General features: G+C 70.9%; 10 protein-coding genes and 1 pseudogene. 8 read left to right on the top strand and 3 right to left on the bottom strand.

The features are described from left to right. Nucleotides 1-38 precede the first annotated feature (38 nt). Together CLM62_RS32370 and CLM62_RS53235 are read left to right on the top strand one after the other, a co-directional pair. Nucleotides 39-665, top strand: a complete 627-nt coding sequence (locus CLM62_RS32370; RefSeq protein ID WP_107483835.1) for an ATP-binding protein — start codon at nt 39-41, stop codon at nt 663-665. Continuing rightward, nucleotides 620-1,237: pseudogene (locus tag CLM62_RS53235) on the top strand (hypothetical protein); the annotation flags it as partial. The gene CLM62_RS32370 and the pseudogene CLM62_RS53235, both read left to right, overlap by 46 nt. A 41-nt stretch (nt 1,238-1,278) precedes the next feature. Here the strand turns inward: CLM62_RS53235 and CLM62_RS32360 are convergent. Beyond that, nucleotides 1,279-2,067 (bottom strand): MIP/aquaporin family protein, encoded by a 789-nt coding sequence (locus CLM62_RS32360; RefSeq protein WP_095753449.1) that lies wholly within the window; start codon nt 2,065-2,067, stop codon nt 1,279-1,281. A gap of 166 nt (nt 2,068-2,233) precedes the next feature. Continuing rightward, nucleotides 2,234-2,548, bottom strand: coding sequence for a helix-turn-helix transcriptional regulator (locus CLM62_RS32355; protein WP_095753448.1), 315 nt, complete (start codon nt 2,546-2,548; stop codon nt 2,234-2,236). A 100-nt stretch (nt 2,549-2,648) separates the two neighbouring features. Here CLM62_RS32355 and CLM62_RS32350 point away from each other — a divergent pair, with 100 nt between their 5' ends. The 5 genes from CLM62_RS32350 to fxsT all read left to right on the top strand — a co-directional run bounded on the left by CLM62_RS32350 (nt 2,649) and on the right by fxsT (nt 12,050). Then, nucleotides 2,649-3,068: an arsenate reductase ArsC gene (locus tag CLM62_RS32350; RefSeq protein ID WP_095753447.1), complete on the top strand. Its 420-nt coding sequence runs from the start codon at nt 2,649-2,651 to the stop codon at nt 3,066-3,068. Between the two features lie 191 nt (nt 3,069-3,259). Further along, nucleotides 3,260-4,345 (top strand): trypsin-like peptidase domain-containing protein, encoded by a 1,086-nt coding sequence (locus tag CLM62_RS32345; protein ID WP_306457951.1) that lies wholly within the window; start codon nt 3,260-3,262, stop codon nt 4,343-4,345. Further along, on the top strand, nt 4,342-5,964 hold the full coding sequence (locus CLM62_RS32340) for a hypothetical protein (protein ID WP_095753446.1): 1,623 nt from the start codon (nt 4,342-4,344) through the stop codon (nt 5,962-5,964). The genes CLM62_RS32345 and CLM62_RS32340 overlap by 4 nt, the downstream gene beginning before the upstream one ends. Before the next feature lie 177 nt (nt 5,965-6,141). Continuing rightward, nucleotides 6,142-7,215: an AAA family ATPase gene (locus CLM62_RS32335; protein ID WP_257004217.1), complete on the top strand. Its 1,074-nt coding sequence runs from the start codon at nt 6,142-6,144 to the stop codon at nt 7,213-7,215. Between the two features lie 74 nt (nt 7,216-7,289). Next, on the top strand, nt 7,290-12,050 hold the full coding sequence (fxsT, locus tag CLM62_RS32330; protein WP_257004216.1) for an FxSxx-COOH system tetratricopeptide repeat protein: 4,761 nt from the start codon (nt 7,290-7,292) through the stop codon (nt 12,048-12,050). On the opposite strand, the gene CLM62_RS32325 is transcribed toward fxsT, so the two are convergent. Next, entirely contained in the window at nt 12,047-13,942 is a 1,896-nt protein-coding gene (locus CLM62_RS32325) for an HEXXH motif-containing putative peptide modification protein (protein ID WP_179382316.1), read from the bottom strand. The two genes, fxsT and CLM62_RS32325, sit on opposite strands and share 4 nt — an antisense overlap. Nucleotides 13,943-14,299: 357 nt before the next feature. On the opposite strand from CLM62_RS32325, the gene CLM62_RS50330 reads away from it, so the two are divergent. Further along, entirely contained in the window at nt 14,300-14,632 is a 333-nt protein-coding gene (locus CLM62_RS50330) for a CU044_2847 family protein (RefSeq protein ID WP_095753443.1), read from the top strand. The last annotated feature ends 32 nt before the right edge of the window (nt 14,633-14,664 follow it).

The raw sequence follows: 14,664 nt of genomic DNA, 5'->3' as shown, positions 1-14,664 counted from the left end.
ATCCCATACCGTAATGAGGCGCCCCGCATACTTCTCGGATGGACGCACCAAGGGCTGCCTGGCGCACTACGACACACGACTGGGCGAGCACCGTCGACCTCGACCACCTGGAGCACATCCGCCAGAACCCGGCTGGGTTCGCCCCCGGCGGCATCCGGCATCTGATCCTGGAGGTCGTCGCCTATGCCGCCGACGAGGCCCAATGCAACAGCGGCGGGCACTGCCGCATCACCCTCCACCCCGATGGTTCCGTGGCCGTCGCCGACGACGGACGGGGCACCGACACACGCCTCGACGAACACGGCCAGGTCGTGAAGAAGCCGGTCATGGCGACGAAGGACCTCCGCTTCTTCGACCACCCCGACACGCCACCGCTGCCCGACAAACACCCCCGCCGGGGCATGTCCACCGTCGCCGCACTCAGTGCCTGGCTCGTCCACACCAACCGCCGCCGCAACGGATCCTGGACCCAGCGATACGAACACGGCGTCCCCACCACCGACTTGGAACCGATCGCCGACAACCGTACGACCGGGACCATCGTCCACTTCCTCCCGGACGAGCGCCTGCGCACGGCGAGCAGCACGACCGCCGACGAACTGACACAGCTCACCGCGCCATGGACACACCTCTCCGTCTGCGTCGACGACCGGCGCACCACCTGAAACGACCGCCCCGCAGCCACGGACGCGCGGAAAACGAGCTCCCTACCGTCGGGCGACGATCAACCCCGCAACTCGTGCCGCCCGGCCGGGACCAGCCCACTCCGCCGTCGCCGCCCCGGCCGCGCAAGCCTGCGGAAGACACCAATCCACCGGCACCGGCTGCCTCGGCACCGGCTGCCTCTGGTGCTGCGGCTCCTCTGCCCACCGCCACCGCCCCTGCGCCCGCGTCCCCGCCGCGCGACGAGCCCGCTACACCCACACTCGCCGACGCCGATCCCCAGGCCGTCGTCATCCTCGCCTCGCTGCGCCTCGTGGAACAGCATGAGGCTGAGATCAGCGGGAGGCGGGTCATGGTCGACCGATTCACGGACGGGCTGCTCACGCCTACGGAGACGGCCTCCCACCTGGAGCTTCCGCCGTCAACGCTCACGAACTGGCTGAAAGGGACAGCCGCCGGGGCGCCTCTCGAGCATCGAGTCGAGCCAGTTCGCAAGGGACAGCCCTCGGTCCCCTTCGTCGCGGTGGCGGAGGCCTACGTCCTGCGCTCGTTGCGCTCGCTGGGTCTGCGGATGAGTGAGATCCGCAGGTCGACTCCCTGCTCACGCAGGGTGCGTCACGCCGTCGGCCGGTCCTCGCCCGCACGCCCCCGCATGAAGATCAGCCCCACCAATGCCAGCCCCACCACCGCGCCGACCACCTGCATACCGACGAACCCCGGGACCGACCCCGGCGCGATCCCCGCGAACGTGTCGGTGAAGGCGCGGCCGATCGTCACCGCCGGGTTGGCGAAGGACGTGGACGAGGTGAACCAGTACGCGGCGCCGATGTACGAGGCGACCGCGGCGGGGGCGAAGCGGAGGCGGTCGGTGCGGGCCAGGCCGAAGATCAGGAGGATCAGGCCGGCGGTGGCGACGACCTCGCCGAGGAGGAGGTGGCCGGCCGAGCGGTCGTGGGTGGACCACTTCACCAGCGGTTCCCCGAACATCGCATCCGCCAGTACGGCGCCCCCGATGGCGCCGGTGATCTGTGCGGCGACGTAGACGACGGCCTCGCGGAGGGTCACGCCGGGGCCGCCCCGGCGGGCTGTCCACCACTCGGCCAGCGTGACCGCCGGGTTGAAGTGCGCGCCCGAGACCGGGCCGAGCAGGGTGATCAGGACGCCGAGGCCGAAGACGGTGGCCAGGGAGTTGGCCAGCAGTTGCACGCCGACGTCCTTCGTCAGGTCGGTGGCCTGGATGCCGGAGCCTACGACGACCGCGACGAGCGCCGCCGTGCCGACGAGTTCGGCCGCGGCCTTGGCGATCAGCGGGGAAGCAGCTTGGGGCGGAGTGGCGCCCGGGGCGGGCTGCGGGCCGACGGCGGATACGGCGGACTCCGCGGCGGTCTCGTGCGTGGCGGTCAACAGGACTCCTCGGTGCAGTCGCCATAAGGGCGGGGATCGATCGCCGTAGGGGTGGGATCAGTTCGCCGTAGGGGCGGGTTCGGTTCCCCGTAGGGGCGGGATCAGTTCGCCGTAGAGGCGGGATCAGTTCGCCGTAGAGGCGGGATCAGTTCGCCGTAGAGGCGGATCAGGGGCAGGACCGCTTCACGTTGTTCTCGGCCGTGGCGCGCGCGGTCTCCGCGAGGTCCGCGAAGCGGCCGGCGAGCGAGGCGATGACGTCGGGCTTGAGCCGGTAGTAGGTGAACCGGCCGCACGGCTCCGTGTCCACCACACCCGCCTCCCGCAGCACCTTCAGATGGTTGGAGAGGTTGGTCTGCTTGGCGCCCGTCTCCTCGATCAGGTGTGTGCTGCAGAGCGTCTCCTCGGCCAGGAGGGTGACGATCCGGAGGCGGAGCGGGTCGGCCAGAACCCGCATCAGATCAGTGTCGACCGACGTCATCATGGACTGATACTGTCACATCATCCTGAGCTGATACCAGCCTGGGCTGATCTCGGGATCCGCCCCGCGCCCGACCCCGAATCCCGCAACGAAGGAAGAACCGATGTCCTCCAGCCCGCTCGCCTCCGTGCTGTTCGTCTGTGTCCACAACGCCGGGCGTTCGCAGATGGCCGCCGGTTTCCTCAACCACCTCGCGGGCGACCGGGTCGAGGTCCGTTCCGCCGGATCCATCCCGGGCGACCAGGTCAACCCGGCCGCCGTCGAGGCGATGAAGGAGGTCGGCGTCGACATCTCCGACGCCAAGCCGAAGATCCTCACCACCGAGGCCGTCCAGGCGTCCGACTACGTCATCACCATGGGCTGCGGCGACGCCTGCCCGATCTTCCCCGGCAAGAAGTACCTCGACTGGGCCCTGGAGGACCCGGCGGGCAAGGGTGTCGAGGCCGTACGGCCCATCCGCGACGAGATCAGGACGCGTATCGAGGCACTGATCGCCGAGATCGACGCCCAGCGGGAGGCGTGACGGCCCCGCGTCCCTGTTCCGGCGGCCCGGCACTCGTAGCACCTCCAACGCCCGCACCCACCCCGATGATTCACCGAAGGCGCATCCGGTAAAGCTCCGGGATACACGTAGCCCGTGTACCAGGCGCATGCGCTTCGTACGCTGGTCCGAACGGGGAGGCGTCCGCCAACGGACCCCGCGGGGGAAGGGACGTGGCAGTGGCCAAGGGGGACAGGGCAGGTTCGTCGGCCTTAGGGAGAGTACGCGTTCTCTCATCGGGCGGCGGCGTGCTCGGTGCCGGCATCCTGGTGATGCCCGGTACCGTGCTGACCTGCGCACATGTGGTGGCGTCGGCTGTGGGAGCGGCCAGGGACCGTGCGGTGGCGATGCCGGAGCGCACCGTTCTGGTCGACGTGCCCGGCCGTCCGGACATCGAGGCCGGCGAGGCGAGGGTCGTGCCGGACGGCTGGTTTCCCGGCCCGCTGGCCGGTGGTTCGGGCGGGGACCTGGCCGTCCTGCGCACGGCCTGGTCGCCGCCCCATGACGTGGTCCCGGCACGGCTCGGCGTGTGCGGCGAGCCGGACCGGCGCGAGGTGAGCGTGTGCGGCCACCCGGCCGGAGCGCCCGACGGGCTGGTCTCCACGGCTCGGCTGGTGGGACAGGGCGGCCCTCACCGGGACTGGATCCAGATGGAAGGGCTCGGCACCGTCGGTGCCTGGGTCGGCTATGGATTCAGCGGTGCCGGTGTGTGGGACCCGGCCGGCCGACGGGTCGTCGGCATGGTCACCGCCGCGTACGCCGACCGGCAGGCCAAGGTGGCGTGGATGCTTCCCCTGGAGGCGGCGGCGCAGATGTGGCCGACGCTGTACCCGATGCTGGAGCACCCCGGTGTGCCCATACCGACCGCACCCGAGCGGACGGGACCAGGCATTCGGTCCACGCGCCCACCGGCCGAGCCACTCGGGCCGGCCACACTGCGACAGCCGTCGGGGCCTCCCTCCGACAGGGACCAATTCGCGCTGGCCGAGGCTCTACTGAACGTGCCTCAGGTCGAGGACGACAACGCGGCAGCGCTGCGCCGGCTGCTGCCGGCCCCCATCCGGCGCGCCATCCGCACCCATCCCCGACCCCGGCTCCAGCTCTTCTACGTCGTCCAGGCCTGCGCCGACCACCGCGACGGCGGACAGGCTCTCCTCGACGCCCTCCGGCTGCTCGACGACGAGTCGGAGCCCGCGAGGGCGGCCCTCGACCTCATCGCGAAGCTGTGGCCGACGGGCCCGGAAGGCGAGACCTCGTGACGCGCTCCCAGGGGTCCTGGGGGCCGCCGAAGGTCCTCCTGGACGCGCTGGACGCCGTCCCGTGCTTCGAGGAGCCGATGCTGCTGCACGAGTGCGCGCGGCAAGTGAGCCGGGCGCTGGGCGTCGCCTTCACGCTGCCCGAGAGCAGCCGCCGACGGGGCTCGTTGCTGTTCCTGCTCCGGGAGGTGATGCCGTATCCGGACGGTCTCCAGGTGCTGGGCAGCGTGGTCTCGATGCTGGAGGGCGAGACCCGTCACATGGCGCGTGTGCGGACCGCCATCGCGCTCGCCGAAGCGCCGCTCTTCTCGGCGCGCAGCTGGGAACGGCTGATGGGCCTGCTGGGCGGGCTGGAGGTGCTCGACGTCGCCCGGGCCTTCCACGAGGCCCTGGGCGATCGGCCCGATCCCCTGCCCGCCCACTGTGCGGAGCCATGGTCGGTGGTGCTGTACTCGGCGACCCTCAACGCACGGCCCGGCGAGCCGCTCCCGTGCGTGATCCTGGTCGAACACCTCGCGCGCTACGCGAAGGGGCAGCAACAGCAGGAACTACTGGACTGGGTGGCGGAGCACGGGGTCCGCCCCGAGGCGTATCCGGGCGGACCCGGTGCTCCGACAGCGGACAGCGGTACGCCCGCCGCGCTGCCTGTGGCCGCGGGAGCGGAGCATGACCGTCCGGCCGTCCGCCACCCTCAGAGCAGGAGTCAGAGCAGGAGTCAGGGCAGGGGTCAGGGCAGGAACATCCCGGTGACGCCCGCCTCCCCCGACCCACTGCCTCAGGTCGGGGAGGACGCGGTCTGGGGGCCCACCGCCTGTCTGCTGATCCGGCTGCGCCCGCTGCCGGATCCCGATCACGACGGGGAACGGCTGCTGTCGTACTGGTGGCAGATCGGCGGACCGGATCCGTATCCGGTGCGGGGCGGGGACGTGCGCGTCGACGTGGCCGATCTGCCCGAGCACGTGAAGGCGCTGGTGCAGGAGGCCGAGACGGGCTGGGCGTACTTCTGGAAGGAAGACCTGACCCTGGAGTTCCTGCTCCCCAGGGATCTTCTGGACTTACCTGTCGAAAAATGGACGAAACATGGCTTCCAGGGTGCGAACGGCACCCTTGGGGAGGACCACCCAGTGGTTCTTCGCAGCCTCGAAAGGATGGAACGCGCGGACACACATGGACGCTGGGCCAAGCGCTGGGACGCCTTGATGACCGGCTGCGGCGGCCCGGTCCACTGGTTTCCGGACGACGGTGGCCGGGGCCGCCTGCTCGCCGATCCGCAGCCGGTGATGGTCGTCCTGAGCGATCCGCCCGGTGGCCGCCGGAGCGGCCGTCCGGGGTTCGACGAGCTGGCCGAGTCGCTCCGGGCGGGGGTACCGATCGTGGTGTGGGACCGGCGCGGGGGTGTGGATCCCGCCTTTCGCGACGAATTGCGGGAACTGACCTCACGCAAAGGCATCCTTCGCTTACCAGACGCAGTCAGGTCGTTGCGCATCGAGGCTGAGGGCGAGGATCCTGCTGAGGGCGGCTCTTCGCTCGGTCGCCACGCAGCTTTGCTCTGGGACGACCCGTACCGCCTTCCGGGCGAGCGGGGAGAAGCGGCGGATTCATCCGCGCAGGGGGGAGGGTAGGACGAGATGCTTCCAGACGATGGTGCATCCGGGGGAACGCGTCCGGCCGACGACTCACGTACGGGGGGCCCGACAGCGGCTCCGGCCGTAGACGGCACCGCCGGGTCCGCAGCCGACGGTGCGGGTCCAGGCTCCTCCGACCACCGGTGGTGGATCTACCGCGGCACGGGACGGCCCTTGTACGACACCGACCTCGGTGAACTCCTTCCGCCTCCACCGCCCTGGCGCCGGTTCACCGGCGGGCCCGTGGTCGCCCCGCCTCCGACGGACGACGAGGAGATGGAGCGGCGGCTGGGGCAGGTCACCGCGTTGTCCGCCGGTTCCGACCACGTCAGGCGTGAGGCCGACATGGTGAACGCAGCCCTGCTGCTGCGCCGGCCACTGCTGGTCACGGGACGGCCCGGGACCGGCAAGTCGTCCCTCGCCTACCGGATCAGCCGGGAACTCAAACTAGGTCGAGTGCTGCGCTGGCACATCACCAGCCGCACCACGCTACGGTCCGGATTGTACGAATATGACGCGATCGGCCGAGTCCAGGACTCGGCGGCGTTACGCACCCTGCACCGGGCGGACGGCACTGTCGACGAGGGCGACGAGGGCACGGACGGGCGGGCGGCGGGCGAGGAGGCACTCCCGGGGATCGGCGACTACCTCCAACTGGGCCCCCTGGGAACGGCGTTGCTTCCCTACGAGCTGCCTCGGGTGCTGCTGGTCGACGAACTGGACAAGAGTGACCAGGATCTGGCCAACGACCTGCTGAGCGTGTTCGAGGAGGGGCAGTTCCCCATCGCCGAACTCGTGCGGGCCCGGCGACTGCACCCCAGGGTGACGGTCATGACCGACGACCCCAACGGCACCGCCGAGATCGTCGACGGCGTCGTCAAGTGCCGCGCCTTCCCCATCGTGGTGATCACATCGAACGGCGAACGCGAGTTCCCGCCGGCCTTCCTCCGCCGCTGTCTGCGGCTTCGTATGCCGGACCCGGACCGTCCGCAACTGGTCGACATGGTTCTGGCCCACCTCAGGGAGGCGGCGGGGGCAACGGGTTCCGCCCCGGCCGAGGGCCTGATCGACCGCTTCCTGCGCAACAGCCGGGACCGGGGCGGCCTCGCCGTGGACCAGTTGCTCAACGCCGTGTTCCTGACGACTTCGGGACGCTTCCCCGCCGACGACGAGGAGGCACTGGAGGACCTCGTGGACGCGCTGTGGCACCGGCTCGACGGAGCGGGGGCGGAATCGAGGGCCGGATGACGGCGGCTTCCCCGGAACCCCCTCGCCGGCCCGCACGGCCGGAGGGAGGGCACAGGTCTGCCCCGGACCGGGAGTTGCCGACCTGGGCGGAGCTGGCGGACGCGCTGTACCTGGCGGCGTGCCAGGACGCGGCCGTACCGCTGTTCGACGCGCCGGGGCGGGCGGCCCGGGAGCGCGGCGAACGGCTCCGGCCCTCCACCCGGGCCGCTGACAGCCGGTCCGGCGACCCGACGGCACCCGCGGACAGCCCGTCCGGCGACCCGACGGCACCCGAGAACAGCCCGTCCGGCGACCCGACGGCACACGAGGAGCACCCCGACAGCCTCTCCGACGCCCCTCCGGCGCGCGGGCGACAGGACGGCAGCCGCCGCGACGAGCCCTCGGCTCCCGAGGGGCAGGACAGCGGCCGCCCTGGCGAATCTCCCGCCCCCGAACACCAGGGCAGCCACCGCACCGACGGAGGGCAGGAACCCGGCGGTCAGGAGGAGCCACCGACGGACCCGGACCACCTGCCGCTGCTCGGCAGCCTCCCGTCGGCGAGCTCGACCCCGGCGCATCCGCTCCTCGCCCTTCACTCCGGTCACTCCGGCCGCGAGGCGTCCCCCGACCAGGCCGGCTGGCCCGCCTCGCCCCGGCTGGCCGACTCCCTGGCGCTCGGCAGGTCGCTGCGTCCGCTCCGTCTGTTCCGCGACTCGCCCCACGACGTCGAGCTGGACGAGGAGGCGACCGCGGAGCAGGCCGCGCTGGCAGGGATGTGGGCCCCGGTGTGCCGAGCACTTCCCGAGCGGTGGCTCGACCTGCTGCTGCTGGTGGACGACAGCCCGTCGATGGCTCTGTGGTCGCACACGGCGCGCCAGATCGCCGGTCTGATGGAGCAGACGGCGGCCTTCCGCACCGTACGGCTGGTCCGCTGGAACCTGGACGACGGCGCGACGCCCGGCATCCCGCCGACCGAGGTCCAGCCGGGTGACCGGCAGTTGCTGCTGGCCGTCACGGACGGCGGCCACGGCGCCTGGCGCACCGGCCGGGCGGTCTCGACGCTGCACCGGCTCGGCCGGTTCTCACCCGTCGCCGTACTGAGCCTGCTCCCCCAGCACCTGTGGGACCTGACACTGCCCACCATCGCCCCCACCCGGCTACGGGCGTCGTCCCCCGCCGCGCCCAACCGTTCGTACGACGCCGACTGGAAGCACCCGCATGCGGACGCCCTGGGAGCGGATCCGCAGACCGTCGCCGAGCCCGGCCGGCACAGCGCGATTCCCGTACCCGTCGTGGAGCTGCGGCCGAAGTCACTGGAGCGCTGGGCCCGGCTGGTGGCCGCGGCGGACGGCGGCGAGTGGCACGCTCTGGCGGCCCTGTGGAGCGCGCCGGGCGGGGACCTGCGCGCGGCCGCGGTCGGTCCGGTCACTGAGGCGCTGGCCGACATCGTGGCCGAACCGCACAGCGTCGAGGCCTACGGCGCCGCGTCCGCCGAATCGACGGCGGTACGGCGGGCCAAGCGGGCCGCCACCATGGTGCGCCGCTTCCGGGCCACGGCCTCTCCGGCTGCCTACACCCTCGCTCAGCGACTCGCGGCGGCCCCGCTCAACCTCCCCGTCATGCGGCTGCTGCAACAGGCCCTGCCCGGAACGCAGTACTGGAACCTCGCCGAGATCGTGCTGCTGGGCCTGGTGCACCGCACCGACGAAACAGCCGACGCCGAGGACGCCCACCGGGTCTCCTTCGACTTCGAGGAGGGCGTACGGGAGGAACTCCTCGCCCTCGGCAGCCGGACGGAGACGATTCGCGCGCTGCGCCGGATCCAGCACCACCTCGGCCCGCAGCTGGAGGCGCTGTGGGGTGAGGGAGGAAGTGCGCTGGTAGCCCCGGAGGGTGAGCCCGCCGACCCACCGATGACCGACCAGACCCGCCCGTTCGTGGCTCACCTGTACACGGCGCTGTGCGCGGTGTCGGGCCCTTACCTCACCCGCGCGAACCACCTGGGCCGACTGCTCCAGCGCGCCGGCCCCCGACCGACCCGGACGGCCAAGGCCGCCGGCGGCGCTCCAACGCCAGGGCACAAGCGGCCATCAGGGTACTCATCGACCGAAATGCGGTCAAAGTTGTACGACTTTACACCCTCCGGCGCGCTAGATTACGGGCCTCGAACACCTCAGGCCCCGGAAACACCTCAAGCCCCGGAAGCGGCGAACACCCCGCGCCCTACGGGGACTTCACCCCCGGGGCCGGCATCCGCCACCGTTCCGCCCGCCCAGCCCTCCCCCGCGCCCGCACCCACGCCCGCGCGTCCACATCAAGGAGGAATTGCCTTGACTGCCGGTCTGTCCGTTGCCCCGGGCCAGCGAAGCCCGCACGACCCACCCCGCATCTGGGGGAACGTACCGCAGCGGAACCGGAACTTCACAGGTCGGGAGATGCTGCTCGAACGGCTGCAGGAACGGCTGGGCAGCGGCGTCACCGCGGTGCTGCCGGAGGCCTTGCACGGCATGGGCGGTGTGGGCAAGTCACAGATCGCCATCGAGTACGTCTACCGGCACAGCCGTGACTACCGGCTGATCTGGTGGATCCCGTCCGAGCAGGAGAACCAGATCGTCCAGTCGCTCATCGAACTGGGCGAGCAGATGGGCCTGCAGGTGGGTTCGGAAATGAGTGCGGTGCCCGCCGTACTGGACGCCCTGCGCCGGGGCGAGCCGTACAGCGAATGGCTACTGGTGTTCGACAACGCCGAGAATCCGCGGGAAGTGCGCAAGTACTTCCCCAGTGACGGCCCGGGACGCATCGTCGTGACGTCCCGCAACTTCCAGTGGTCCACCGATGCCAGCTCGCTAGAGGTCGATGTGTTTGCACGTGAGGAGAGCGTCGCACTGCTGCGGCGTCGCAGCCCCCAGCTCCCCGACGATTCCGTCGACCACCTCGCCGCCGCCCTCGGCGACCTGCCCCTGGCGGTCGAGCAGGCCGCGGTCTGGCTGGCCGAGACCGGCATGCCGGTGCAGCAGTACCTCGAGGTGTACGAGCGCAACTTCACAGCGCTGATGCAGTCCGAGCCGCCCGGTGACTACCCCCTGTCGGTGGCGGCCGCCTGGAACGTGTCCCTGGGCCGACTGCGGGAGACCCGTCCGGACGCTCTGCAACTGCTCCAGGTCTGTGCGTTCTTCGCTCCGGAACCCATCGAATGGGACCTCTTCTCGGCCGTACGCGGCATCTCGGTCCCGCAGGAGCTGCAGTCCGCGCTGGACGATCCGGTCAAGCTGGGGCGGGCGGTGCGGGAGATCGGGCGGTATGCGCTGGCGCGGATCGATCACCGGCAGAACACGGTTCAGATGCACCGGCTGGTTCAGCGTGTGCTGATCGAGCAGATGAATCCGCAGGAACAGGCGATGATGCGGCACGCCGCGCATCAACTGCTGGCCCATGCGGACCCGAGGAACCCGCAGCGGGCTGCTTACTGGCCGCGCTACTCCTCGCTCCTCAGCCATGTGAGGGCGTCCAACGCCGTCGAGTGCGAAGAGCCGTGGACACGTCGTCTCGTACTGAACGAGGTGTGGTTCCTGCGCGCACGCGGCGACCACGCGGGAGCTCTGATCCTGGGCGAGCGTGCCGCGGGCATCTGGCGTGACCGCCTGGGCGAGGACCACGAGGAGGTCCTCAACATCGACCAGCAGATCGCCGAGGCCCTGCGTGAACAGGGCGTCGACCTCGGCCGGGCGTACAACCTGCAGTCCGGGCTCGTGGAGCGCTTCCGCAGGGTCCTCGGTGAGGCCCACGAGGACACGCTGCAGGCGCAGAGCTTCATGGCCATCCACCACCGCAACCGTGGCAACTTCGACGAGGCGCGGCAGATGGACAAACGGGTCTACGAAACAAGCCTGCGGGAGTTCGGGGCGGACGACCCGGCCACCCTGCTCGCCGCGCACAACTACGCCGTGAGTCTGCGCCTGGCCGGTGCCTCGGAAACAGCCCGGGAACTCGACTACAACACCTGGCAGCGGCGGATCGAGGCCTTGGGTGAGGACCACATCTACACGCTGTCCACCCGGGAGGCCTACCTGCTCGACCTCCAGGAAGTCGGCCGGTACGAGGAAGCACTCGAAGGTTACGAGTTGCTGGCCGAAGAAGTCATCGAAAAGCTCGGCGAGCGGCATCCCTTCGCGGCACTGGTGAACCGCAACCGGTGTGTGACGCGCCGCAAGATGGGCGATCACGAGGGCGCCTACGCCCTGTCGCGCCAGTACATCGAACTGATCGCCGACGTCCTCGGCACCGACAGCCGTTACCACCTCCTGATCGCGGTCAGCCACGCCAACGACCTGCGCCAGGCCGGCAAGCTCCAGGAATCACGGGCCCTGAGCCAACAGGTGTTGGAACGGCACCGCGCCAGGTACGGCCGGGAGCACCCGCACAGCTACGCCTGCGCCATGAACCTCGCGGTGACGCTCAGGCTGCTCGGGCAGCCCGAGGCCGCGCTGGAACTGGACCAGGAAACGGTCGAAGGGCTGACCCGCCTGCTCGGTGAGGGACACCCCCGGACACTGCTCGCCCGAATGAACCTGGCCAGCGACCACTTCGCCCTCGGCCATCCCGAGGACGCCCACGCCCTCGACAAAGCCCTGGCCGAGGAGTCGGCCCGACTGCGCGAGAACCACCCGGCCAACCTGGCCGTCCAGCTCAATCTGAGCTACGACCTGAAGGCACTGCGCAGGACCGAGGAGAGCGAGCAGCTGTACACCGAGGCCCTGGAGCGGTACCGGAGCGTCCTGGGCCCGTCGCACCCCGCGACACGCGACGCCGAGAAGGGGCTGCGCGCCAATGCCGACATCGACTTGCTCTCGCTCTAGGCTTCCGCAGCACTCGGAGTGAGGCCGGTGCCCTCTCCGCCGAGCCATGCGGCCAGGTCGAGGGGGGCGGGAGAGCCGCCCTCAGCGGCGATGGCCCGGTGAACGCCCGACACCACTTCGGGCCGGTCCAGCAGCAGGGCGACGCCTGCTCCACGGGCGTGCTCGGGAAGCGTCAGCGCGGCGCCGATCCATGCCTCGACGTTCTGCGAGTCGCGCGCGGCCCACTCCGTGTAGCCGAGCGCGGCTTCTTCGGCGTCCCCCGCGACCGCGGCGTACTCGGCCCGGCGTGCCGGATCCCCGTTCTCCTCCTGTCGGCGTCGGCGAGCGAAGAGTTCCGGCGCCGACAGGAAGTATCTGGCCAGCGGTCCGAACGTATCGAGGCGCACCAGGTCAGGGCGCGGACGCAGGATCGATGCCGGCAACGCGGGAGCCGGATGCCTGGCCGCCCAAGCAGCGGCGAGTCGCTCCGCGGCGGACCGGGTGATCTCCAGGTGCCGCGCCCGCCATACCGATCGCCGTAGCGCGCAGTAGTGACGGGCCAGTGCGTCCGGTCTGCCGGATACGACGTCCTCCTGCCACGTCCCGACGAGCGCCGCGATCTCCTGGACGAACATCCGGCCCGCCTCGGTCAGGCCGTCGTCGGTCATGAGCGCGGCGACAGCCTCCCGCAGTTGCTCCCTGAGGACGGCGAACTCGAAGTCGGCGCGCTGCGCCTCCGTTCCGGTCACGTGCCTGCGGTGCGTCCGCCAGAACCGCGCGACCCCCGCGAACGCGAACACTCCGTGGAACAGTCCGCGCACCGGCCGGGGATCACTGCGCCACGGCGCGTAGTAGAGGCGCCGCCCCGTCGACCCGCCGGGCTCGTCCTCGGTGCCCCGCACCAGGGGCACCAGGCTGAGCAGCGCGTTCAGCTGCTGATGACGCGTCTCGTGGACGAGGACCGCCGCCGTCTGGGTCGCGTCGGACGGCAGGGACAAGGTGACCGCGCCGAAGGCGTCCAGCGAGGACGCGCTTGCCACCAGACCCGCTGCCGTCCGGAACGACCGCGGTACGAGCAGCCGCACGAGCGTCCTCAGCGCGGCGGCGTCCGCCGGGGACTCGCGGTCCAACAGGGCGTACGCACCGGAAAGGCGGTCCTCCCACAGCTGTAATCGGCGCTCGCCCAACCGGCTGGGAGACCTCGGATACCGAATGAAGTCGCGGTACGGGGTCACCGTGTCCAGCCACGGGCCCGCCTGTGCGTTCTCCTCCGCACGCGGCGCGACGCCCCGCACAGGCCGCAGCGGACGCCACCCCGGCGCCGACGCCGTAAGGAGGCGGGACAGCCGTACCTGCGCCAGTTCCCCGTGTATGACGGCGCCCTCCCGCCCCACCCGGATCTGCGCCTCGCTCCAGCGGCGCCGCGCCACCGGGCCCGCCATCCCCGTGCCGGGAAGCCAGACCATGCCTCGGTGTGCGGGCACCCGTATCACGGCGGGGACACCGGCACGCACGGCCGCCGCCGCAGCCAGCGCGTGGAACTGGCCGAGCTCGGCCCACAGCGGGGCAGCGGACGCTGTCGTGGCAGCGGATCCACCGAGGCGTCTCAGCAGGCGCAGGGCCCAGGCCATGACGGTGGGATCGGCGAGCACGATCTCCACCGCCTCGGGGGCATGCCGCTCGGTCGTGCACAGCAGGCGCCAAGCCACCTGGCCCGGCGGGAAGCCACCGGGGTGCCGGGTGCGCCGGGCCGCTTCGTCGACGTGATCCAACAAAGCACGCAGGACCAGCAGGAGTTGGCTGCGCTGAGCGGAACACAACAGATGCAGGTCGGCCTCGCTCGCGCTGCCCGCCGCTATGGCCTGGAGAGACTCCAGGGACACCCGGTGGACGTCCAGCGGCCGAGAGGTCACGGTTGGCGCTGATCCGGCCGTCGCCCGGGGGCGAATCTCATTTCGTCGCTTTGGCTGTCCCCCGTCAGCGTCCCGAAAGCCAGGGTCGCCCTGATGTCCACCCGGCTCAACGCGCGTCGCAACGCCGGATCGTCGCTGGAGTGCAGCTCCGCCAAAGAGATCCCGGATAGATCGACAAGGTCGGAACAGAAGTCCTTCGCAGACTCTGCCATACCGTGGTTCCCCCTGACGTGGTGGTTTGGCGGCTCGGGGTGCGCTTCCATGGTGGCTGCAATGGCTCGCCAGTGGAAGACGGCCGCAGGTCATACAGCGTGGGGCGGGCGCGGCCGCCGGACAGGGCATCAGGAGGGGGAGGACATGACGCAGTTGTTGCGGTTTCCGTCCGAGGACGGCAGCGGTTCCCTGGTCGTCGAGGTGGCGGAGAACGAACCGGGTGTCGTCGAGGTGTCCCGTCTGGGCAACGCGGTGGCCGATGCCACCGCCTCCTTCGAGGAGGGGGTCGACCGGATCCGGAACGCCGCGGCGTCCGCCCTGCGGCGACTGCGGGACATGCCGCACCGCCCCGACGAGGTCAGCCTGGAATTCGGCATGCGGTTCAACGCCGAACTCGGCGCCGTCATCGCAAAATCGCAGGCAGAGGCGCACATGACGGTGACGATGACCTGGCACGCGGACAGCCCCGGGGACTGAGGGGGTCCTTGCACTATGAGCGCCCGATCGAC

It is taken from the genome of Streptomyces sp. SA15 (assembly GCF_002291145.1).
Taxonomy (GTDB): Bacteria; Actinomycetota; Actinomycetes; order Streptomycetales; family Streptomycetaceae; genus Streptomyces.
This window is presented reverse-complemented; position numbering and strand designations above follow the sequence as displayed.